Origin of the sequence: Streptomyces sp. NPDC000151 (assembly GCF_040301705.1) — a bacterium.
Lineage (GTDB): Bacteria > Actinomycetota > Actinomycetes > Streptomycetales > Streptomycetaceae > Streptomyces.
Map to the genome: position 1 here is coordinate 1 of NZ_JBEPFC010000084.1, position 21,581 is coordinate 21,581.

Genomic DNA, 21,581 nt, shown 5'->3' on the forward strand with positions numbered 1-21,581 from the left:
GCAGCGGCCCGCCGCGCTCGGCGGCCCCGGCGGCCAGGGCGTCGAGCACGGTGTCCAGCAGCGGCCGCAACGCCTGTGGCCCTTCGGGGCCGCCGGCCAACGCGGGGGCGGACGTGGTGGGTGTGCCAGCGGTGTGGGTGGGCGCGGGGTCGTCGAGTACGGCGACGGCGCCCGGTCTGGCGGACGAGCAGTTGTCGTGGCCGTCTGCCGTGGTCGTACCGCCTCCCGTCGGGGTGGAGTCGAGGTGGATGGGGGTGCTGTCGCCTGGGGCCGGGGCGCCTGGGGCGGGCACAGACATGAGTGCCCTTCTTGTTGGGATCCGATCGGTTTAGGGCGACCTAAGTTACGTGCACCATTGATCCACTGGCGGCGGTTTCGTGATTTTCACCCGTTGGGTGTACCCCGATTACGTACTACGCGGTGTTCACCTCTTCCGTACATGCGCGCATCACCTCTGGGCATCCCGCACGGCCAACGCACGCCGCAGGTCGTCGAGTTGGTCGGCGAGCTTGCGCCGGAGGGCAGGGGTGGGCTCGGCGTCGCGCAGGCATGCCTCGCCGTGCCGGAGGGTTTCCGCGTGGACGATCGGTGCGGGGAATGCGTACCGGCCGGCGGCTTCGGCCAGGGCGGGGCCGCGGCGTTCGGCAACGGTGACGGCATCAATGAAGTACCGCTCCACATACGGGCGTACGAGATCGGCCTGCTCGGGAGCCCAGAAGCCGGTGGCGGTGGCCACGAAGAGATAGACGGAGAGGTCGTCGGCCGGATCGGCCGTGAACATGGCGTCCCACGCGGCCTTCTTGGCGGCCGGGTCGGGGAGCGCGGCGTGGCAGCGGGCGGCGCCTTCCTTGCCGCTGGCGCTGGGGTCCCGGGTCAGCTCGGCGTCGATGGCGGAGGGCGTGGTGGCGCCGAGGACGGCGAGGCGGCCGAGGATGCGCCAGCGCAGTTCGGGGTCGAGGGCGGGGCCGCCGGGGACGCTGTCGCCGTCGAGCCAGTCCTGGATGCCTTCGGGTGTTGTGGCGCTGTCGATGAAGGTGCGGACGGCTGCCAGGCGGAGGCCCTGCATGTCGCCGTTCTCGCTGCCTTCGGTGCGGCGGAGGATGTCGCGGCAGAGGTCGGCGAGGGTGGTGAGGGCGGCGGGGCGGTCGGCCGCGGGGAGGTAGCGGTCGGCGATCTGGCCGCGGGCGAAGGACAGTACGCCCTGGACGAGGGCGGTGTCGGTCTCGTGCGGGAGGTGGGTGCGGACGGCTTCGAGGTAGGCGGCGGGGGGCAGTTCGCCGTCGCGGACCATGTCGCGGGCGGCGTTCCAGACCACGGCGCGGGTGAGGGGGTCGGGAAGGCCGGAGAGGGCGCTCCGGGCGGTGGTCCAGGAGGTGGGGTCGAGGCGAACCTTGGCGTAGGTGAGGTCGCCGTCGTTGAGCAGGACGAGGTCGGGGCGGCGGCCCGGGATGGTGTGTGTGCGGTCTCCGGGCAGGTCGTGGGTGAGGGGTGTGCGGGGGACGAGGCGGCCGGGGATGGTGGGGTCCTGGTCGTAGAGGCCGGTGGTGAGGTGGTGCGGGCGGTCACCCTCGTGGGTGACGGTGAGGGTCCAGGAGCCGTCGGCGGTCTCGTCGATGACGGGGGTGAGGGTGTCGACTCCGGTGGTGCGCAGCCACTTGTCGGCCCAGGCGTGGACGTCACGGTCGGTCGCGCGGGCGAGGGAGTCGGTGAAGTCGGCGAGGGTGGCGTTGCCGAAGCGGTGCCGGGCGAAGTGGTCGTTGATGCCGGCGAGGAAGTCCTTTTCCCCCATCCAGGCGACGAGTTGGCGCAGCGCGGAGGCGCCCTTGGCGTAGGAGATGCCGTCGAAGTTGAGGAAGGCGGAGGCGGTGTCGGGGACGGCGTCGGGGGCGGGGGCGACGGGGTGGGTGGAGGGGCGCTGGTCGGCGTCGTATCCCCAGCTCTTGCGGGCGACTCCGAAGTCGGTCCAGGTATCGGTGAAGTGGGTGGCTTCGCTGAGGACTTGGTATCCCATGTATTCGGCGAAGGACTCGTTGAGCCAGATGTCGTCCCACCAGGCGAGGGTGACGAGGTCGCCGAACCACATGTGGGCCATTTCGTGGGCGATGACCATGCCGCGGGTCTGGCGCTCGGTGTCGGTGACGGCGGAGCGGTAGACGAATTCGTCGCGGAAGGTGACGAGGCCGGGGTTCTCCATGGCGCCGGCGTTGAATTCGGGGACGAAGGCCTGGTCGTAGGAGTCGAAGGGGTAGGGCTCGTCGAAGAGCTGGTGGTAGCGGTCGTAGCAGCGGCGGGTGATGTCGAGGATCTCGTCGGCGTCAGCGTTGAGGTACGGCGCGAGAGACCGTCGGCAATGGATGCCGAACGGGAGGCCGGCGTGCTCGGTGCGGACGGAGTGCCAGGGGCCGGCGGCGACGGCGACCAGGTAGGTGCTGATGGGCGGCGTGGGGGCGAGCGACCAGCGGCCTTCGGGGGTGCGGGTGGCGCGGGAGTTGCCGAGGACGGTCCAGCCGTCGGGGGCGGTGACGGTGAGCGCGAAGACGGCTTTGAGGTCGGGCTGGTCGAAGGCGGGGAAGACGCGCTGGACGTCTTCCATGAACAGCTGGGTGTAGACGTAGGTCTCGCCGTCGGCGGGGTCGGTGAAGCGGTGCATGCCTTCGCCGGTGCGTGAATAACGCATGGTGGCTTCGATGCGCAGCTCGTGCTCGCCGGGGGTGAGGCCGGTGAGCGGGAGGTGGTTGTCGACCAGGTCGGCGGGGTCGAGGGGGCGGCCGTCCAGGGTGGCGCTGTGCAGGTGGTCGGGCTTGAGGTCGAGAAAGGTGTCGCCCGAAGTGCGCGCGCTGAAGCGGATGGCCGTGCGGGTGGTGAAGTGCTCCTCGCCGGTGGTGAGATCGAGGTCGATGTCGTAGCGGTGGACGTCGAGGATGCGGGCTCGGGTTTGCGCTTCGTCGCGCGTCAATGCGGGCATGGCGTCATGCTGCCGCAGGTCGGCGGTTCCGCGCACCCATGCCTCCGAGCCTGTGGATAACTCGCCGGGCCGGGGCTGTGAGCGGGGCGTCGGGCCGGTGCCCGGGCCGGCCGGGAGCGGGTCGTCGGCGAGACGGTGACGGCTGGGGAAGGCCACGCCGCGGCGGTGCGGAAGGCCGTACTTCTGCGGGGGCGGAAGGCCGTGCCGCGGCGGGGGCGGAAAGTCGTACCGCGGCGGGTGCGGAATTCGCGTCGAAGCGGGAGCGGGGGCCGCGCAGCGGCGGCCCTGACCGTTAAGCGGCACGGCTTCTCAGTACTAAGATTTCCGGAAGATCACGGCCGGGTGCCCGGCCCGAGGGGCGAGCCCGGGGAGGGTGCCGAGATGGCGAGGAAGACGGCGGCGCGGGACGCGGTGGCCGGCATCATCGAGGACTGGCGGCGGGAGCGGCCGGAGCTGGACACCTCGCCGCTGGAGGTGCTGGCGCGGCTGCACCGCACGTTCCTGCGGTACAGCGCGAAGCTGACGGCTTCGGTGGAGTCGCACGGCCTGTCGGTGGCCGGGTTCGACGTGCTGACCGCGCTGCGCAGGGCGGGGAAGCCGTACCGGCGCACGGCGGGCCAGCTGGCCGATTCGGGGCTGATCTCGTCGGCGGGCGTGACGCTGCGGATCGACCGGCTGGAGAAGGACGGGCTGATCGTACGGGAGCGGGACCCGGAGGACCGGCGGGTGGTGCGGTCGCGGCTGACGGAGGAGGGCCTGGCCAGGATCGACGCGTTGTTCGCCGAGCATCTGGAGAACGAACGGCGGATGCTGGCCGGCCTCTCCCCCGCCGAGTGCCGTCAGCTGGCGCGGCTGCTGTCGAAGCTGGAGCGGTCCATCACGGAGTCGGGTGCGGCGGAGCGGGACGGGTCGCCCGAGGCGTGAGCGGCGGGTCCTCGGCGTCGGACCGGCCGGGTCGGAGCAGGAGCCATGCTCCGCAGAGCAGCGTGATGGCCTGGGCGCCGATGAGCAGCGCGTATCCGGCGGCGAAGCCGTGGCCGCCGCCGAGGGCGATGGCCGCGCCCATGGCGGTGGGCATGAAGGCGGAGACGAGATTGCCGACGCCGTTGACCACTCCGTAGGCGCTGCCGACCGTACCGGCCGGCGCGTGCCGCTGTACGAGGGTGGGGATGGCCGGGCCCTGCAGGCCCCAGAAGCCGCCCGCCAGGACGAGTCCGGTGGCGGCGAGCCAGGCGGCGTGCGCGGTGATGACGAGCAGGACACTGCTCCCGGTGCCGAGCGCGCCGACGACGAAAAGCAGAGGCAGCCTGCGGGCGGGCAGTTTGTCGATGAGGTGCCCGCCGAGGAAGCCGGAGGCCAGGCTCATCAGGAACGGCAGCGCGGAGACGGCGCCCATCTGGGCGAGGGAGAAGTGGCGTTCCTGCAGGAGGTACGCCGGCAGCCAGGAGCTGCTCCCCCACAGGTAGGCCAGGGTGGCGATCTCGATGAGCAGGATGCAGCCGAGGCGTGGGGTGCGCAGGGCTTCGCGCAGCGTGGCCGCGACGCCGCGACGCGCTCCCGTGGGCGCACTCTCCTGTCCGGTCCGGCCCTCCCCCGTACGCCCGCGTCCTCGTCCGCGTATGAAGAGCGCGATCAGCGGCAGCCCTATCGCGGCGTTGAGGAGCGCGAGGAGTACGAAGGACGTGTGCCAGTCGTAGCGGTGCACGATGTAGGTGATCAGGGGCAGCCCGATGGCGGTGCCCAGGGAGACGCCCATGGAGCTGACCGCGTTGGGCCTGCCGACCTCGTGCGGTGCGAAGTGCTCCTTGACGTACATCGTCTTGAGCGAGAACAGCGGCCCTTCGGACACGCCCAAGAGGAAGCGGAGGGCGACGAACATCAGGGCGCCGAGCGCGTACGGGGAGAGCAGGGTGAGCGCTGCCCACAGGCCGACGCTCACCAGGAGGCCGCGCCGCGCCCCCAGGGCGGATTCGTACAGCGGGGTGAGGAAGAAGGCGGCGAGTCCGTACCCGATGAGGAAGACGGTCATCAGGGCGCCTTGGAGGACGCGGTCGCCGGTCATGCCGAAGTGGTCGGTGAAGGCGCGGTCGGTGATCAGTACGGAGACGTTGACGCGGTCGATGTAGGAGATCAGGACGACGGCGAGCAGGCTGAGGACGCCCGCCCACCGCCGCGGGGAGGCCGTGGCGGTGGGCGGTGCGGCGGTGGGCGTCACGGTGTCAGCCGCCGGCGGGGGCGGTCGCCGCGGCGGGCTCCGGGGAGGCGAGCGCGGCGGCCTGCTGTTCGGCCGCGGTCCGGTAGAGGCGGCGCAGCCGTACGACGCCGAGGTCGTGCTGGTAGAGGTTCTCGCCCTGGTCGGCGTCGTGCGGCATCGCCTCCAGCATGACGCGGTCCTGTTCGAGCACTTCCCAGTGGCGCTTCTCGATGAGGGTGCGGTACAGGAAGCGCCAGGTGTCGCGCTGCCACCCTTCGACGTTGCGGTAGCGCCAGAAGAAGACGCCGCTGCGGTGCGCGTCCACGGGGCAGATCATGCCGACGATCCCGAAGGGGCCGCCGGGGCCCGCGGACGGCGGGTACGGGATGGACAGGTCGACCCAGTCGACACCGGTGCGGCACAGTTCGACCCAGTCGAAGTTGACGCCGCGCTGGTCGGTCTTCTCGAAGAAGTAGCCGCGGTTCGTCTCCCGGATACGGAACTTGGCGGTGGTGTCACCGTCGAACATCGTGTGCGAGTCGTGGTGCAGGAACTGTCCGTGCATCGGGTCGAGGAGGTTCTCCATGCCGAACCGCCAGGGCACGTTCCACTCCGCGTAGCAGAGGATGGCCTCGGTACCGGGGGCGGTGAGCGGTTCGGGGAGGGTCAGTTCGCACGGCTCCGGGTGCTGCTCGTCGCCGAAGTAGGCGAGGATCGCGCCGCCGACCTCGCGTACGGGGAGGCTGGTGACGAGCTTCTTGCCCTCCAGGTTGCAGCCGGGCAGGCCCGGTACGGAGGAGACCGTGCCGTCGCCCTCGACCTCGACGCCGTGGTACCAGCAGGCCACGCGGTCGCCGAGGTGCTTGCCGAGCGAGAGCCGGGCGCCCCGGTGCGGGCAGCGGTCGGCGAGCATGTGGAGCGTGCCGTCGCCGCGGCGGAAGAGAAGCCAGTCCTCGCCCAGGGCCGTGACCTTGCGCATGCCTCCGGGGGCGACGAAGTGGGACGGCACTACGGGGTGCCACTGGTTGCGCAGCCCGGTGGCGTAGATGTGGTCGGCGGTGGCGGCGGTGCCGGCCTTAGTGTGGGTGAGGGTCATGTCAGGCTCCCAGGCGGTGCATCTCGGCGCGGAAGGTGTCCTCGGTCCAGGGCGTGCCGTCGGGGGCGTGCACCTGCCGGGAGTTGAGGCCGCGGACGACGTCGGCCAGCTCGTGGCCTTCCTTGGTGAAGACCTCTTCGAGGGTGGCTGCGAGCTTGTACTCGTAGGGGGTGGGCTCGTGCGTACGGGACTGGTGGACGTCCAGGTACGGCCAGGCGGTCATCGGTGCCTCCGGTGTCTACAAGGCGAGCTGGGTGGCTTACAGGTCGAGCACGAGGCGGTCGGAGGCACAGCGCGAGACGCAGATCATCATGGTCGCGTTCGCCGCGTGCTCGGCCTCGCTGAGGAGGAAGTCGCGGTGGTCGGGGACGCCTTCGAGGACGCGGGTCTCGCAGCTGCCGCAGATGCCGTCCCGGCAGGAGCTCTCGGCCTGCAGGCCGGCGGACTCGGCCGCTTCGAGGATCGAGGTGTCGGCGCCGACGCTGAGCGTCACTCCGGAGCGGCGGCACTCGACTTCGAAGGCGCTGTCGTCGCCGCTGCGTTCCACGGTGGGCGCGGCGAAGCGCTCCACCCGGAGCTGTGCGGCGGGGCAGCGGTCTTCGACGGCGGCGAGCAGCGGCTCGGGCCCGCAGCAGTACACGAGGGTGCGGTCGTCGAGGCCGTTCAGGGCGGCGTCGAGGTCGATGTGGCCGTGCTCGTCCTGGGGGTGGAGGACGAGTTCGCCGCCTCCTCGGGTGGCGAGGTCGGTGAGTTCGGTGCCGAAGGCCATCGAGGCGCGGCTGCGGCCTCCGTGGACAAGCCGCCAGGGCACGCCCTTACGGGTGGCCTCGCGGGCCATGGCCAGCAGCGGGGTGATGCCGATGCCGCCGGCGATGAACAGGTACGCGGGCGCGTCGGCGAGCGCGAAGTGGTTGCGGGGCCCGACGGCGGTGACGGCCTGTCCGGGGCGCAGCTGGGTGTGGACGAAGCGGGAACCTCCGCGGGAGGCCGGTTCGTTGAGGACACCGAGGCGGTAGCGGGTGGTGTCGAGGGGGTCGCCGCACAGGGAGTACTGCCGGGTGTGGCCGCCGATGTGCAGGTCGAGGTGGGCGCCGGGCTGCCAGGCGGGCAGTGGCTTGCCGTCGGGGTGGACGAGGTCGACGGAGAGCACACCGTCGGCTTCCCAGGTCATGCGATGGACGAGCAGGTCGAGGCGGGGCTCGGCGGCCGTGGCCTGGTCGGAGCTGCCCTGCTGGGTGTCGTTGCTGGTCATGGCGTCGGCCTCCTCACGCGGTGGGGATCTTGACGGGCGGGGTGAACGGGTTCTTCATCGGGCCGAGCGCGGTGAGGTCGACCTCTATGAGGGTGGGGCCGCCGGAGGCGGCGGCCTCGGTGAGGACGGGCGCCGCGTCGGCCTCGGCGGCGATCCGGGCGTACGGCAGGCCGCAGGCGCGGGCCAGGAGGGAGAAGTCGGGGGTGGTGAGGTCGACTCCGGAGCGGCGCTCGCTGTAGCGGTCCTGCATGTTGCGGAGCACGCCGTAGCCGCCGTCGTTGAAGACGAGGAGGGTGAGGGCGGGCCGCTCCTGGGCGAGCGTGAGGAGCTCCCCGAGGTGCACGGCGAGGCCGCCGTCGCCGGCCATGACGACGGTCGGTACGTCCGGCCGCGCGAGTGCGGCGCCGAGGCCCATACCCAGACCCTGGCCGATGCCGCCGCCGCGTGGGAAGACGTTGTCGCGCGGGTCGTAGATCTCCAGCAGGCGGTTGCCCCAGCTGCTGGAGGGGATGGTGACGTCGCGGGCGATGACGGCGCGGCGCGGCAGGGCGGCGCGCAGGGCGTCGCAGACGGCGGCCTGCGGCCCGATGCCGTCGTGCAGGGCGGCGCGTGCCTCTTCGCGTACGGAGGCGACGCGGGCCGTCCAGCCGGGCTCGGAGCTGCCGGTCGCGGGGCCGTCGCCGGGAGCCGGCGGCGCCTCGGGCAGGCGGGCGAGCAGGGCGCCGAGTACGGCGTGCGCGTCGCCGTGCAGCGCGTGCTGCGCCGGGTAGACGCGCTCCAGGGCGGCGGCGTCGAGGTCGACCTGAATGTGCGCTTCGGGCAGGGCGAGGGAGTAGTCGCCGGTCTCGTTGGAGCGGAAGTGGGTGCCGATGGTGAGCAGGACGTCGGCGTCGGCGAGCAGGGCGCGGCCCGCCGGTGTGGTGGCGAAGTTGCCGATGACCTGCGGGTGGTCCTCGGGGACCGCGCCACGGCCGGAGTTGGAGGTGAACAGTCCGGCGCCGGTGCGTGCCATCAGGTCGGCGAGCCGGTCCGGAGCACCGCACGCGCCGCCCCCGGCCCAGATCAGGGGCCTGCGGGCGCCGGCCAGCAGCCGTGCGGCGGCGTCGAGTTCCGCCGCCTCCGGATGGGCTGTCTCCGGGGGCGCCGCGGTGACGTGCTCGTCCTGCTGCGGCGCGTACTGCAGGTCGATCGGCCACTCCACGCTCGCCGGGCCGCCCGGTGCGCGCAGGGCGGCACGGGCCGCTTCGCGCAGGATGCGGCCCGCCGCGTCCGTGGAGGGCACGGTCGCGGCGTACGTGGAGACCGCGCGCAACATGGCGAGCTGGTCCTTGGTCTCGTGGATGAAACCGCGGCCGCTGCCGAGGTACTGGCTCTCGATCTGGCCGGTGACGTGCAGGACGGCGGTGCCGGCGCTGAGCGCTTCGATGAGCGAGCCGGCGGCGTTGCCGGCACCGGTGCCGGTGGAGGTGAGGGCGCAGCCCAGGGAGCCGCGGGCGCGTCCGTAGGCGTCGGCGGCGTTTACGGCGGTGGCCTCGTGGCGTACGGGAACGAAGCGCAGCTCACGGTCGACGGCTTCGACGAGCGGCAGGTTGTGGACGCTGACGATGCCGAAGACGGTGTCGATGCCGAGTTCGCGCAGGACGGCGACGAGGAGGTCGCCTCCGGTGGGATGGTGCGTCATGGAGGCTCCTCAGAGGATGCCGCGGCCGACTCCGCCGCAGACGTCGATGCTGGTTCCGGTGATGTAGGAGGCGCGCGGCGAGAGGAGGGCCAGTACCGCGTAGGCGACTTCCTCGGCGCGGCCGAGGCGGCCCAGGGCGATGCCGCGGTCGGCGGCCAGTTCGGCCTGCCACTCCTCGTAGGTGAGCCCGCTGTCGGCGGCGGCGTGCCGGCGTGTCCACTGCCCGGTGTCGATCAGGCCGAGGCACACGGAGTTGACGCGGATGCCGTCGGGGGCGAGTTCCCGGGCGAGGTTGGCGGAGAGGTTGAGGATGCCGGCGCGGGCGGCGCTGGTGGTGATGAGGCGCGGTTCGGGCTGCTTGGCCAGTACGGCGTTGATGTTGACGATGCAGGCGGCGTCGGAGGCGCGCAGGTGCGGAAGGGCGGCGTGCAGCGGGTTGAGTACACCGGCGAACTTCAGCTCCAGTTCGTCGCGCCAGTCCTCCTCGGTGGTCTCCGCGAGGCGCTTCATACGGGACTGGCCGGCGTTGTTGACCAGGCCGTCCAGGGCGCCGAAGTGGTCGGCGGCGCGGGTCACGAAGCCGCGTACGGCGGTAGCGTCCCGTACGTCGCAGACGCCGGTCAGCAGCCGGTCGGTGCCTGCTCCGAGGCGGGCCGCGGCCTTGTCGAGGCGGTCGGCGTCGCGGCCGCAGGTGGCGACGCGTGCGCCTTCGGCCAGGAGGGCGCGGACCGTGGCCAGGCCGACGCCCGAGCTGCCGCCGGTGACCAGTACGGTGCGGTCGGCGAGGCCCAGGTCCATGGGATGTTCCTTCGGTGGTGGTGAGCGGTGCGAGGTGCCCGGCAGGGGATGCCCGGTGGCGGCCGTGCGGGCCGGGCGGGTTGATCAGTGCATGGTGAAGCCGCCGTTGACGGCGATCACCTGTCCTGTGAGGTAGCGGGATTCCTCGCCGAGCAGGAAGGCGACGACACCGGTGAGGTCGTCCGGCTGCTGGGTCCGGGAGATGGCCCGGTTGAGCCGGTAGAGCTCGTGGCGCTCCGCCGGGACGTTCTCGGTCGCCTCGCACTCGGTGATGCCCGGCGCGACGGCGTTGACGGTGATGCCCCGGTCGCCCAGTTCGCGGGCCATGGCCCGGGTGAGGGCGATGACGGCTCCCTTGGAGGCGATGTAGTGGGCCAGCCGCGGGGAACCGTACAGAGCGGCGTCCGACGCGAGGTTGACGATGCGGCCGCTGCCCGCGGCGAGGAGCTGGGGCAGCAGGGCGCGGGCGACGAGCCACGGCCCGCGGGCGTTGACCGTCATGATGCGGTCCCAGGCGTCGATGCCGATGTCCTGGAATTCCTTGCCGCCCACGCCGTTGGCGAGGCCGGCGTTGTTGACCAGGCCGTGCAGCGGCCCCAGCTCGGCGACGCGCTCCGCCATCGCCGCGACCGAATCCGGGTCGGCGACGTCGCACGGCACGAAGTGGGCTTCGCGGCCCTCGGCGCGCAGCTCGTCGGCCACCTGTGTGCCGCGCTCGGCGTCGAGTTCGGCGAGGACGACGCGGTGTCCGTCCGCTGCGGCCCGGCGGGCCATGGCCTCCCCCAGGCCACGGCCGGCGCCGGTGATGACGACGGTACGCATCAGTCGCGGGTGACGCCGTGCATCGGCGAGTGCTCGGGGTAGGTGGGGATCTGCGGCTTCTGCGTGCCGATGACGACGCAGAAGAGGGCGTCGGTGTCGCCTTCGTTCTTCAGGCTGCGGGCCACTCCCGCCGGCACGACGATCATGTCCCGGTAGCCGAGGGTGCGGTACTCGGCCTCGTTGTCGCCGCGGTGGATACCGACCCTGACCTGCCCTTCCAGGACGAAGAACGCCTCTTCGACGTCGTGGTGGGTGTGCTCGGGGCCCTCGGCGCCGGGCGGCAGCAGCATGTTGGAGAAGGTGAAGCCGCCGGACGGCAGGACGCGGTTGTCGCCTTCGTGGTTGCCGGTGGCGCCGGAGCCGACGTACCGGATCTGGGCGCGGCGGTACTGGTCACCGGCCTTGGCCTGGAAGGCCAGGGTGTCCCAGTCGGGCTCGCGGGAGTCCTTGGTGGCGATCAGGGAGTCGGTGTAGCGGGCGAGGTCGCCGCCGTTGTCGTAGTCGGTGGTGGTGATGGGCATGATGCGACGTCCTTTAGTCGTATGAATGGGCGGGGCTGTGGACAGTCCTCAGCCGGCTTCGGCGATTCCTGCTGAAATTCGGAGGTGGGCGAGAACCCACGCGTCGAAGGCATCGGGCTGTTCCTGGTTCGCGAGGTGACCGGCGTCCTTGACGATCACGTACACGGAGGAATGGAGGTCTGCTGTGAGCGTCTGGCTCGCTTCGATACCGGTGACCCGGTCCTGGTCACCGCAGAGCACCAAGGTGGGCGCCGTGACGGCGGCGAGGTCGGCGATACGCAGGTCGGTGGCGGCCATCGACTCGGTGGCGTAGCGGTAGCCGGGGAGCCGCAGGGAGCGGGCCATGGTGTCGGTGACGCGCTGGACGAGAGCGGCGGGAGCGGCGTCGGACACCAGGCGGGGGCCGCGCCGTTCGGCGAAGGCGCGGGGACCGGCTTCGGCCAGCTCGTCGGCCCTGGCCCGCATCGCTTCAGCCTTCGCCGGGTCGGTGCCCGAGCCGGCACTGGAATCGGCAACGATCAGAGAGGAGACGAGTTCGGGGTGGCGGGCAGCGAGCCGCACGGCGATGACGCCACCCCAGGAGACCCCGAGCACGTGAGCGCGCCCGCCACGCTGCCGGATGAGGGCGGCGGCGGTGTCGGCGAAGTCGTCGAGCGTGAACGGGCCCGACGGATCGGCCGACTCGGCATAGCCCGGCGCGTCCCAGGCCACCACGCGCACGTACCGGCTCAGCGTGGCGAGCTGCGGCGCGAACGCGGCGGAGGAGGACCCGATCCCGTGCAGACACAGCAGTACAGGACCGCTGTCACCGGCTTCCTCGACGTGCAGCCCGGCGAGGTCGAAAGGAGCAGACGTGGAGGACTCGGAGGACTCGGGGAACGCGGATGAAGAAGGGAGAGTGGGATGAGCGGTGCCGCTGGTCACAGGATCTGCCCCCTCCGCCCGGCGAGGGCACCGAGGCTGCGCAGCACCGCGTACGGCACGACCTGGCTGGTGGCGGGGTTGCCGGGGTCGGGGAGGTGCTGCACTTCGAAGCGGTAGACGCCGTGGCTGCCGGATGCCTCGATGACGTGCCGGGTGTGCCGGGCCGCCGGGTCGGCGACGACATGGACGCGTACGGCATCCAGGTCGCCGACGGCCAGCGCGACGGAGGCGGCGACGTTGGTGGACTTGGGGAACTTCACCGGCACGTCGCGGGCGGTGCCGCGCATGACCTCGACCGGTCCGGTGGCCGTTCGCATCCGGTGCAGCAAGTCCTCGTCCATCCACGGCTGTTCGAGGGTGCCGGGGAGCTTGGTGGTGGTGAGGGTGACGTCGGTGAGATGGCCGAGGGAGCGTACGGCCTGCAGCAGGTCGAGGCCGCCGACGGCACCGCCGGTGAAGTACACACGCCCCGGGCCGGCGGCGAGGAGAGCGGAGGCGAGGTCCTCATCGGTGAGCGCACCGGTGGAGGCGATGAGGAGGTCGGTACCGGAGCGCAGGACGCGTTCGCCCCACTCGCGGACGACGCCCTGGCCCGCCGCTTCGACGATGAGGTCGCAGCGGTCGAGGGCGTCCTCGAAGGAGAGCTGCGGTACGGGGGCGTCGCCGAGAGCACGGTTGTCGACGATGCAGATCAGCTCGGCGCCGGGGACCTTCCCCTCGGCGAGCGCGGTGCCCACGACGCGGCCGATGGCACCCCAGCCGACGAGGCCGATCTTGCGGGACGTGGGGGGTGTGGTGGGCGCCGGTGAGGCGGTGGGCGTTGTGGCAGTCGGAGGGAGGGTTGCCGAAGGGCGGGTTGTCGAGGAGGCGGTTGTAGCGGTTTCCAGAGAGGTCGTCGAGGAGGTGGTGGCTGTGGTCGTCGAGGGGAGGGCCGACGTGGTGGTCGACGTCAGGTTCTGCGTGCTGGTCGGGTGCGTCATGCGGGGATCTCCTGGGGGGCCGGCTGGGTGAGTGGGCCGGGGTCGGGGTGACCGGCCATGTGGGAGCGGATCTCCTGTGACGGGGGCCCGGCGGTGCCCCACAGGTCGGACAGCTCCGGTACACGGCGCCAGACGCGGGCGATCCAGGCGTCCTCGACGATCTGCGCGACCTCGGAGGTGTATTCGCAGACGAGACCGGAAGGGTCGGTGAAGTAGGAGAAGGTGTTGTTACCGGGTCCGTGTCGCCCCGGGCCCCACTGGGGGGTGATGCCGTGGTGACGCAGCCGGCCCAGACCGCGCATGAAGTGGTCGACCGAGCTCATCTCGTACGCGACGTGGTTGAGGGAGGCCCACTCGGCCTGGTTGAAGGCGATGCAGTGGTGGTCCGCGTTGCAGCGCAGGAACGCCATCTGGTGTTCCGACCAGTCCGATACCCGCAGGCCCAGGACGTCGCAGTAGAAGGCGACGGCGGCGTCGATGTCGGCGGTGTTGAGCACGGCGTGGGTGACGCCGACCGGGACGGCGCCGTCGCGGCCCCGCGGGGCGACGGCTTCGACCTGGGCACTGATCTCGATGAGCCGCTGCTCGGGGTCGGTGAAGCGGAGTCCGTAGCCACCGCCGACCTGGTCCAGCGGGCCGGGGCCGGTGACGGGGGTGATGCCGCGGGCGAGCAGTCGGCGGGCGGCCTCGTCGACCTCGGCGGGGGTGGCGACGGCGAAGGCGATCCGGCCGAGTCCGGTGCGGTCGGCGCGGGTCAGCTGGAGAACGTGGTGTTCGTCGCCGGTGCCGCGCAGCCAGCGTGCGCCCCGGTCGCCCTCGACGGCCTCCAGGCCCCAGACCTCCTGGTAGAAGTCGGCGGCTTCGGTGAAGGCGGGGGTGAACAGTTCGACGCACCGCAGGGAACGCAGGCGCGCGATGGGCTGCTGGGGCGGAGGCTGGTGCGGGGTGCGGGACATCGCTGTCTCCAGTCGTACGGGGGGGCGATGGGGCGAGGCGGCGGTGGGTGGTGGGCCGATGGGCGGTGCTGGGCTGCGGGCCGACGGCCGGCGTTGGGTTGGTGGGCCCGTGGGCGGTGGGCGGTGGGCGGTGGTGGGTGTGGGTTGGTGGGCGGTGGTGGGTTGGTGGGCGGTGGTGGTGGGAGGAGGTGGGTGGGGGCGGGGCGGGGCCCCGAAGGGGCGGGGGACGGCCCTTGGAGAGGGCGGCGGGGCCGGTTAAGTGGCCCAGGGGAGCGGAGCGGAGGAGGTGTTCCAGTAGAGGGACTTTTGGCGTTGGTGGGCGCGGATGCCGTCGCGGCCCTTTTCGCGGCCGAGGCCGCTGTCCTTCATGCCGCCGAAGGGGGTGGAGATGCTGAATTGCTTGTACGTGTTGATCCAGACGGTTCCGGCGTCGATGCGGCGGGCGAGGCGCCAGGCGCGGGCGGCGTCCTTGGTCCACAGGCCGCAGGCCAGCCCGTAGACGGAGTCGTTGGCCTGGGCGACCAGGTCGTCCTCGTCGTCGAAGGGCAGGGCGACCAGGACCGGGCCGAAGATCTCTTCCTGGCAGGTGCGGGCGGTGTTGGGCAGCCCGTCCAGGACGGTGGGGAGGTAGTACGCGCCGTCGCGGTACCGCTCGCCTTCGGGGGCGGCGCCGCCGCACAGTACGCGGGCGCCTTCCTCGCGGGCGAGGTCGACGTACGCGGCGACGGCGTCCCGGTGCTTGTGGTGGACCAGGGGGGCGACCTGGGTGCTGGGGTCGGTACCGGGGCCGATGCGGAGTTTCCGCGTACGGGCGACGAGTTCGGTGAGGAAGTGGTCGTACAGGGGGCGGGCGACGAAGAGGCGGGAGCCGGCGATGCAGCTCTGGCCGCTGGAGGAGAAGATGCCGAACATGACGCCGGCCAGGGCCTGTTCGATGTCGGCGTCCTCGAGGACGACGGTGGGTGACTTGCCGCCGAGTTCGAGGGAGACCGGCATCATCTTGTCGGCGGCGGCGTGCGCGAGGGTGTGGCCGGTGCGGGTACCGCCGGTGAAGGTGACCTTGCCGACCGCCGGGTGGCGGACGATCGCGTCGCCGATGACGCTGCCGGGTCCGGGGAGTACGGAGAACAGGCCCGTGGGCAGGTCGTACTCGGTCAGCGCGCGGTGGACGATGCGGCCGAGGGCGAGGGAGACCAGCGGGGTCCACTCGGCGGGCTTGAGGAGTACGGCGTTGCCGGCGGCCAGGGCGGGGGCGAGCTTCTGGGCGTCGCTGGCGATGGGCGAGTTCCAGGGGGTGATGGCGCCGATGACGCCGATCGGCTCGTGGACGCTCATCGTGACGTACGCGCCGCGGGCGGGCGTGAGGGCGTCCTCGGCGGTCTCCAGGGCGGCGGCGGTGTAACGGAAGGTGCCGGCGGCGCTGTGGACCAGGGCGCGCGTCTCGGTACGGGCCTTGCCGGTGTCGGCGGTCTGCAGGGCGGAGAGGTCTTCGGCCGCCTCCTCGATGAGGGCGGCGATGCGGTGGAGAAGCCGGGCGCGTTCGTGGGCGGGCAGGTCGCGCCAGGCCGGGTCGGCGGCGGCCCGCGCGGCACGTTCGGCGGCCTCGTCGACGTCGGCGAGCGAGGCGCCACGGAGGACGGCGAGCACCTGACCGGTCGCCGGGTCGGTGGTGGTGATCGGAGTACCGCGGCCCGGCCGCCACTCTCCCGCGACCAGGATCTCGTCCGCCGGGGTCTTGACCGCCGGGACCTCGTCCGTCCGGGCCTCGTCCGTCGGCGTCTCGTCCGTCGGGGTCGCCTCGGCGGGGATCGCCTCCACGGTGGTGACCTCCACGGGGGTCGACGATGGCGCGGGAGACCCGGACGGTACGGACGCCCTGGACGCCCCGGACGGCGCGGGGGACCCGGACGCGCCGGACGACGCGGGCGACTCGGTCGATGCGGTGGGCCTGGCAGGCGTCGGCGGGTTCGGGGGTTTGGGGGTCGTAGACATCGGTGGGTTCCCAGACATCGGTCGGTTCGCGGACATCGGCGGGTGCATGGGCACGGGGAGTGCGGATGCGGGAAGCTTGCGTACAGAGCTGGACGAGTATGGGCGGATGTGAGCGGTATGGGGTGCTGTGTACGGATGTGGGCGGAAACGCGAAGACGGGCGACGAGAGCGGACGAGAGCGGCGGACAATGGCGGCCCTGGGCGACGAGGGCGGCAGGGGCCCGGGAAGCCGACAGGATCAGGAGCCCGGGAGGCTCCGACGACCCTGCGGTTCCGGGGACCGGGAGCCCGGGACCTCGGCCCTGGCCCCCGGGCCGCAGGCCCAGACCCCGAGCCCAGATTCCAGACCCAGATTCCCGAGCCCGACCCCGGACCCCGAGCCCGCAAGCTCCGACACCGGCTCCGGCACCGGCGCCGGCACCAACTCCGAGCAACTCCCGCGTACTTCCGCACGCTTCGGTTCCGATCGGCGCCATCAAGGCGGTACGGACGTTGACTTCTCTCAGTGCCAGGAATCTAAGCGCTTAAGTAATTGCCCGCAAGAGCCCCCGTCGAAAAATTTGCCGGAGCCAGCCCCTTGACTTGCACACCCCTTGAGTCGGTAGAACTTAAGCCCTAAGACACTTGGCGCTTACGTACGGGACTTCCCGATCTCCCGGCGCACCCTTCGCCCGCCCCCTCTCCCCCCTTTCCCTCCCCCTGTACCTCACCCGCGCCTCGTGCCGGGTCTGGAGGAATCCCGGATGAGCCTCGACGCATCTCCGGGCCGTGACACCGACGCCATCCGCGCCGGTATCGCCGCCCGGTTCGAACGTCTCCCCCTGTCCCGTTGGCACGTCACCGTCCGCATCGTCATCGGCGTGGTGACCTTCTTCGAAGCCTTCGACCAGCTGCTGATCGCCTACGCCATGCCTGAGCTGCGCCAGGAGTGGCACCTCACGGACGGTGACGCCACCGCCGTCCTCACCGTCGGTTCCCTCGGCATGCTCATCGGCGCGCTCTTCTCCGGGCGGATGGCGGACCGCATCGGGCGCGTGAAGATCATCGCGATCTGCATCGGCGTGTCGGGGCTGGCCTCGCTCGCGCTCGCGGCGAGCCCGTCGCCGTCGCCCTTCATGCTGCTGCGCTTCGTGCAGGGCCTGGCGATCGGCGGTGAAGTGCCCGTCGCCGCGACCTTCATCAGCGAGATCACCCGCAGCTTCAAGCGCGGCCGCTTTGTACTTCTGTACGAACTGGTTTTCCCCGCCGGGCTCACGCTCGGCGCGCTGGCCGCGGCGTGGATCGTGCCGGCGCTGGGCTGGCGCTGGATGTACGTCGTGGCGGCCGTGCCGGGGCTGCTCTGCATCCTCGTACAGCGCACCGTCCCCGAGTCGCCGCGCTGGCTCGCCGACCGCGGTCGGATGCGGGAGGCCGAGGCGACGATGGACCTCATCGAGGCCAAGGTCGTCGCGGCGACGGGGGCCCCGCTCCCGCCGGTCGCCGCGGCCGGCACCGCGAGTACGAGCGGTACACCCGACGGGGACAGCACAGGAGCCCATGCCACAGCACGTACCGCCTCCCCCGCCACCCCCGCCGAAGCCGCCGCGACAGGCGTGAAGGGGCTGTTCACCGGGCGGTACCGGCGTCGGACGCTGGTCATCGGGGCGCTCTGGTTCACCGGCTACTTCGTCAATTACGGCATTACGTCCTGGCTGCCGACGATCTACGGCAAGCAGTACGGGCTGTCGCTCTCCGACGCGCTGCTGTACTCGACGGTCACCTCGGTCGCCGGTTTCTTCGGCTGTCTGCTGGTCGCGCTCACCGTCGACGTGATCGGGCGGCGCAAGGTCTTCGCGCTCTTCCTCGGCGGCGCGGCCGCGCTGCTGATCGTGCTGGGCGTGCTCGGTGCCCGTACGCCCGTGCAGGTACTGGTGTGGACCTCGCTCGCCGCGGTCTGCTTCTTCGGCTCGAACATCTGCCTGTACCTGTACACGCCCGAGCTGTACCCGACGCGGATGCGGGCGCTGGGCTGCAGCGTCGGCGGCGCGCTCAACCGGCTCGGGGTGATCCTGGGCCCGGTGCTGGTGGGGGCGATCTACGCGGGCGGGGGCCAGGTCTCCGCGGTCTTCCTGACGCTGGGCGGTGTGGCCCTCGTGGGTGCGCTGGCAGCCGCGTTCTTCGCCGAGGAGACCACGAACCGGCCGCTCGAGGAAGTGTCCCCGTGACAACCGGGCAGGAGGGCGCGGCGGCTACCGGCACCAACCGAGACGCCAACCGAGGCACCAGCCAGGGCATCAGGTGAGTGCGCAGGTGAGTGCGCAGGTCAGCACACCGATACTCATCCCGCCCCGCTCACCAGCGGTGGATCGTCCGGGTCCGGGATGTGGGTGGACCAGCCGCCCGGTACCGCGCGGCCCTGCTGCCCGCGGAAGCGGACCGGTGCGGTGCCGACCCTCCGGGTGAAGAGGCGGCTGAAGTAGGCGGGGTCGTCGTAACCGACCCGGCGGGCCACCGCGGCGACCGGGAGTTCGGTGGCGGCGAGCAGTTCCTTGGCGCGGCCGAGGCGGATGCCGAGGAGGTAGTCCTTGGGGCTGCAGCCGGCGCCGCGGCGTACGGCGGTGCGTAGTTCGGCGGGGCTCATGCCGTGCCGGGCGGCGTGCTCGGCGACCGACAGCGGCAGGAACGCATCGCGGGCCAGCGCCTGCAGTACGGGATCACCGTCGGCGTCGGTGTCGGCGCGTGCGCGGCGCAGCGCGACGAGCAGTTCGTGCACCGCGGCGGAGGTCTCGACCTCCAGGAGCGGGTTGCCACGGCGGGCGGCGCGGGCGATGCGGCCGATGGCGGCGCGGGCGGCGGCGGTGTCGGCGAGCGGGACGAGCGGCCGGTCCGGTCGGTGTTCTATGTAGCCGAGTTCGGTGTACGTGGTGGCGGCGGGGCCGGTGAAGTCGACGAAGCTCTCGTCCCAGCCGCTGTCCGGGTCGGCGCCGTAGTGGTGCGGGACGCCGGGGGTGAGCCAGAGGAGGGCGGGCGCGGTGACGGGGTGCCGGGTGCCGTCGGGGTCCGCGTACCAGCCGCTGCCGGCGTGGAGGACGACGGCCACGTGGTGGTCGAGGGTGCGCGGGCCGACGGCGGGCAGCGTGCCGTGCTGGAGGCCGACGCCGAGGCAGACCAGGCCGAGCCGGTGGTGGACCGGGCTCGGCGTGAAGTAGCGCATCCAGGTGCGGTACACGCGGACTCCTTCCGTCGGCTTCCGTCGGCTTCCGTCGGCCGGCCACCTTCCCCGACCGCCTGCTCCGTACGGAACCCCCGGCGCGCGAGCGCGGCGAGGCCGGCACTGCACGTACTCCACGCAACGCACGCACCCCACGCCCCGCACACGCGGACGTTCCGTCCAAACAACGTCGATCTTTGTCCATGGACCGCCCACCCCGCCAGGGGGTGAGCTGGACGCGACGCGAGCCGGGCGGGAACGACGGGACGGACGAAGTGACGGACAACAAGGCGAGTGGCGTGCGGACAAGTGCGCCTCACGGGGCCGGGCAACGGCGTGAATTCCTCGTCGGCGAGCGGGAGTTCACGCTGGACGGGCGGCCGGTGCGGCTGCTGTCGGGTGCGCTGCACTACTTCCGGGTGCACGAGGAGCATTGGGACCACCGGCTGGCGATGCTGCAGGCGATGGGTCTGAACTGCGTGGAGACGTACGTGCCGTGGAATCTGCACGAGCCGCGCCCAGGCGAGTTCAGGGACCTGGCGGCGCTCGGCCGGTTCCTGGACGCGGTGCGGCGGGCCGGGCTGCTGGCGATCGTCCGCCCCGGTCCGTACATCTGTGCCGAGTGGGAGAACGGCGGGCTGCCGCACTGGCTGACCGGGCCGCTGGGGCGGCGGGTGCGGACCCGTGATCCGGAGTATCTGCGGGCGGTGGACGCGTGGTTCGCGGCGGTACTGCCGCAGGTCGTCCCGCGGCAGTACGGAAGCGACGCTCCCGCCGGAGCCGGCGGCGGTCCAGTGATCATGGTCCAGGTAGAGAACGAATACGGCTCCTACGGCTCGGACGCCGCCTACCTCGCGCACCTCGCCGGCCGGCTGCGCGCGCTCGGGGTGACCGTGCCGCTGTTCACCTCGGACGGGCCGGAGGACCACATGCTGACCGGCGGGAGCGTGCCGGGCGTGCTCGCGACCGTCAATTTCGGGTCCGGCGCGCGGGAGGCGTTCGCGGCGCTGCGCCGTCACCGGCCGGACGGGCCGCTGATGTGCATGGAGTTCTGGTGCGGCTGGTTCTCCCACTGGCGCACGGCGCCGGATCGGGAGGGCGGGTCCGTTGCCGCGCGGGACGCGGCGGACGCGGCGGCCGCGCTGCGCGAGATCCTGGAGTGCGGCGCTTCGGTGAATGTCTACATGGCGCACGGCGGGACGAGTTTCGGCGGCTGGGCGGGGGCGAACCGGGACGGTGCGCTGCAGGACGGCGCGCTGCTGCCGACCGTGACGTCGTACGACTACGACGCGCCCGTCGACGAGCGCGGCCGGCCGACGGCGAAGTTCTGGCGGTTCCGCGAGGTGCTGGCGCCGTATGCCGACGGTCCGCTGCCGGAGCCGCCCGCGCCGCAGCCGGTGCTGGGCGCGCCGGCGGCGGTGCGGCTGACGGGCTGGGCGCCGCTGGACGCGGTACTGGACGGGCTGGGCGGTCCCGAGGTGCGGTCGGGGGTGCCGCCGACGTTCGAGGAGCTGGACGTGGACCGGGGGGTGGTGCGGTACCGGCTGTCGGTGCCGGGGCCTCGGGAGCGGTACGAACTGCGGGTCCGTGGGCTGCGGGACCGGGCGGTGACGTGCGTGGACGGGGTGCCGGGGCCCGTGCTGGACACCGAGGAGGCCTCGGTCGGGCCGGTGCCGGGGCCGGCGGAGGTGGAGCTGTGGGTGGAGTCGCTGGGGCGGGTCAACTACGGGCCGCGGCTGGGTGAGCCGATGGGGATCACGGGCGGGGTGCTGCACGAGCGGCAGTACCTGCACGGGGTACGGGCGCGCGGGCTGCGGCTGGACGCGCTGGAGGACGCGGCGGCGGTGGGGAAGTTGCCCTTCGGGGCAGGCGCCGAGGCCGGGGCACGTGGGCTGCACCGCGGGACGGTGGTGCTACCGCCGGGCGGCCGCGGTGACGCGCTGTTCGAACTCCCGGGCTGGACGCGGGGCTTCGTGTGGGTGGGCGGGTTCCCGCTGGGGCGGTACTGGTCGGCGGGCCCGCAGCGCGCACTGTACGTACCGGGCCCGTGTCTGCGCGAGGGCCCGAACGAGGTGCTGGTACTGGAGCTGGAGGGCGCCGCCGGGCAGGGGGTGGGGGCGGGGGCGCCGCGGCTGGTGCCTTGAAGCCCGCCGCCCCTCCCCCGGCTGCACCAACAATTGCACACCCATTCCGCTCTGCAATTTCACTTG

18 protein-coding genes are annotated in these 21,581 nt (G+C 72.2%); 3 read left to right on the forward strand and 15 right to left on the reverse strand.

The annotated features are described in order from the left end of the window. The coding region (locus ABT381_RS22345) for a hypothetical protein (protein WP_351597079.1) at nt 1-298 on the reverse strand (298 nt) is incomplete at its 3' end. 150 nt (nt 299-448) lie between these two features. Then, nucleotides 449-2,965, reverse strand: coding sequence for an aminopeptidase N (gene pepN / locus ABT381_RS22350; protein ID WP_351597082.1), 2,517 nt, complete (start codon nt 2,963-2,965; stop codon nt 449-451). A 381-nt stretch (nt 2,966-3,346) separates the two neighbouring features. Between pepN and ABT381_RS22355 the strand changes: the two genes are divergently transcribed. Further along, nucleotides 3,347-3,889: a MarR family winged helix-turn-helix transcriptional regulator gene (locus tag ABT381_RS22355; RefSeq protein ID WP_351597085.1), complete on the forward strand. Its 543-nt coding sequence runs from the start codon at nt 3,347-3,349 to the stop codon at nt 3,887-3,889. Here the strand turns inward: ABT381_RS22355 and ABT381_RS22360 are convergent. The 12 genes from ABT381_RS22360 to ABT381_RS22415 form a co-directional block, all read right to left on the reverse strand. After that, nucleotides 3,843-5,180 carry an MFS transporter gene (locus ABT381_RS22360; RefSeq protein WP_351597088.1) on the reverse strand — a complete coding sequence of 446 codons (1,338 nt, stop codon included), beginning with the start codon at nt 5,178-5,180 and terminating at the stop codon, nt 3,843-3,845. The genes ABT381_RS22355 and ABT381_RS22360 overlap by 47 nt on opposite strands. Before the next feature lie 4 nt (nt 5,181-5,184). Then, complete coding sequence (locus ABT381_RS22365) at nt 5,185-6,255, reverse strand: Rieske 2Fe-2S domain-containing protein (RefSeq protein WP_351597091.1); 1,071 nt, start codon at nt 6,253-6,255, stop codon at nt 5,185-5,187. 1 nt (nt 6,256) lies between these two features. Further along, on the reverse strand, nt 6,257-6,478 hold the full coding sequence (locus tag ABT381_RS22370) for a recombinase-like helix-turn-helix domain-containing protein (RefSeq protein WP_351597094.1): 222 nt from the start codon (nt 6,476-6,478) through the stop codon (nt 6,257-6,259). Nucleotides 6,479-6,514: 36 nt separating this feature from the next. Continuing rightward, nucleotides 6,515-7,507 carry a PDR/VanB family oxidoreductase gene (locus ABT381_RS22375; RefSeq protein ID WP_351597097.1) on the reverse strand — a complete coding sequence of 331 codons (993 nt, stop codon included), beginning with the start codon at nt 7,505-7,507 and terminating at the stop codon, nt 6,515-6,517. A gap of 13 nt (nt 7,508-7,520) precedes the next feature. Beyond that, nucleotides 7,521-9,188, reverse strand: coding sequence for a thiamine pyrophosphate-binding protein (locus ABT381_RS22380; protein WP_351597100.1), 1,668 nt, complete (start codon nt 9,186-9,188; stop codon nt 7,521-7,523). A gap of 9 nt (nt 9,189-9,197) precedes the next feature. Continuing rightward, complete coding sequence (locus ABT381_RS22385; protein WP_351597103.1) at nt 9,198-9,986, reverse strand: SDR family oxidoreductase; 789 nt, start codon at nt 9,984-9,986, stop codon at nt 9,198-9,200. A gap of 84 nt (nt 9,987-10,070) precedes the next feature. After that, nucleotides 10,071-10,808 (reverse strand): SDR family oxidoreductase, encoded by a 738-nt coding sequence (locus ABT381_RS22390; protein ID WP_351597106.1) that lies wholly within the window; start codon nt 10,806-10,808, stop codon nt 10,071-10,073. Further along, complete coding sequence (locus ABT381_RS22395; RefSeq protein ID WP_351597109.1) at nt 10,808-11,329, reverse strand: cupin domain-containing protein; 522 nt, start codon at nt 11,327-11,329, stop codon at nt 10,808-10,810. The genes ABT381_RS22390 and ABT381_RS22395 overlap by 1 nt, the downstream gene beginning before the upstream one ends. Before the next feature lie 48 nt (nt 11,330-11,377). Continuing rightward, complete coding sequence (locus ABT381_RS22400) at nt 11,378-12,157, reverse strand: alpha/beta fold hydrolase (RefSeq protein ID WP_351597142.1); 780 nt, start codon at nt 12,155-12,157, stop codon at nt 11,378-11,380. 92 nt (nt 12,158-12,249) lie between these two features. After that, nucleotides 12,250-13,233, reverse strand: coding sequence for an aspartate dehydrogenase domain-containing protein (locus ABT381_RS22405; protein ID WP_351597112.1), 984 nt, complete (start codon nt 13,231-13,233; stop codon nt 12,250-12,252). Next, nucleotides 13,230-14,189: a VOC family protein gene (locus ABT381_RS22410; RefSeq protein WP_351597115.1), complete on the reverse strand. Its 960-nt coding sequence runs from the start codon at nt 14,187-14,189 to the stop codon at nt 13,230-13,232. The genes ABT381_RS22405 and ABT381_RS22410 overlap by 4 nt, the downstream gene beginning before the upstream one ends. A gap of 255 nt (nt 14,190-14,444) precedes the next feature. Continuing rightward, nucleotides 14,445-15,998 (reverse strand): aldehyde dehydrogenase, encoded by a 1,554-nt coding sequence (locus tag ABT381_RS22415; RefSeq protein WP_467754640.1) that lies wholly within the window; start codon nt 15,996-15,998, stop codon nt 14,445-14,447. Between the two features lie 926 nt (nt 15,999-16,924). Between ABT381_RS22415 and ABT381_RS22420 the strand changes: the two genes are divergently transcribed. Continuing rightward, on the forward strand, nt 16,925-18,385 hold the full coding sequence (locus ABT381_RS22420) for an MFS transporter (RefSeq protein ID WP_351597118.1): 1,461 nt from the start codon (nt 16,925-16,927) through the stop codon (nt 18,383-18,385). 113 nt (nt 18,386-18,498) lie between these two features. Here the strand turns inward: ABT381_RS22420 and ABT381_RS22425 are convergent, their stop codons facing one another. Further along, a complete protein-coding gene (locus ABT381_RS22425) occupies nt 18,499-19,389 on the reverse strand; it encodes a helix-turn-helix domain-containing protein (RefSeq protein WP_351597121.1) in 891 nt (296 codons plus the stop codon). Nucleotides 19,390-19,670: 281 nt separating this feature from the next. Here ABT381_RS22425 and ABT381_RS22430 point away from each other — a divergent pair, with 281 nt between their 5' ends. Next, nucleotides 19,671-21,515: a glycoside hydrolase family 35 protein gene (locus ABT381_RS22430; protein ID WP_351597124.1), complete on the forward strand. Its 1,845-nt coding sequence runs from the start codon at nt 19,671-19,673 to the stop codon at nt 21,513-21,515. Nucleotides 21,516-21,581: the final 66 nt, after the last annotated feature.

Bases quoted from the DNA above. Each gene is read 5' to 3' on its own strand.
- ABT381_RS22355 (WP_351597085.1), top strand. From the start codon at position 3,347: ATGGCGAGGAAGACGGCGGCGCGGGACGCGGTGGCCGGCATCATCGAG.
- ABT381_RS22370 (WP_351597094.1), bottom strand. From the start codon at position 6,478: ATGACCGCCTGGCCGTACCTGGACGTCCACCAGTCCCGTACGCACGAG.
- ABT381_RS22395 (WP_351597109.1), bottom strand. From the start codon at position 11,329: ATGCCCATCACCACCACCGACTACGACAACGGCGGCGACCTCGCCCGC.
- ABT381_RS22405 (WP_351597112.1), bottom strand. From the start codon at position 13,233: ATGACGCACCCGACCAGCACGCAGAACCTGACGTCGACCACCACGTCG.
- pepN (WP_351597082.1), bottom strand. From the start codon at position 2,965: ATGCCCGCATTGACGCGCGACGAAGCGCAAACCCGAGCCCGCATCCTC.
- ABT381_RS22365 (WP_351597091.1), bottom strand. From the start codon at position 6,255: ATGACCCTCACCCACACTAAGGCCGGCACCGCCGCCACCGCCGACCAC.
- ABT381_RS22420 (WP_351597118.1), top strand. From the start codon at position 16,925: ATGAGCCTCGACGCATCTCCGGGCCGTGACACCGACGCCATCCGCGCC.
- ABT381_RS22410 (WP_351597115.1), bottom strand. From the start codon at position 14,189: ATGTCCCGCACCCCGCACCAGCCTCCGCCCCAGCAGCCCATCGCGCGC.
- ABT381_RS22385 (WP_351597103.1), bottom strand. From the start codon at position 9,986: ATGGACCTGGGCCTCGCCGACCGCACCGTACTGGTCACCGGCGGCAGC.
- ABT381_RS22375 (WP_351597097.1), bottom strand. From the start codon at position 7,507: ATGACCAGCAACGACACCCAGCAGGGCAGCTCCGACCAGGCCACGGCC.
- ABT381_RS22390 (WP_351597106.1), bottom strand. From the start codon at position 10,808: ATGCGTACCGTCGTCATCACCGGCGCCGGCCGTGGCCTGGGGGAGGCC.
- ABT381_RS22380 (WP_351597100.1), bottom strand. From the start codon at position 9,188: ATGACGCACCATCCCACCGGAGGCGACCTCCTCGTCGCCGTCCTGCGC.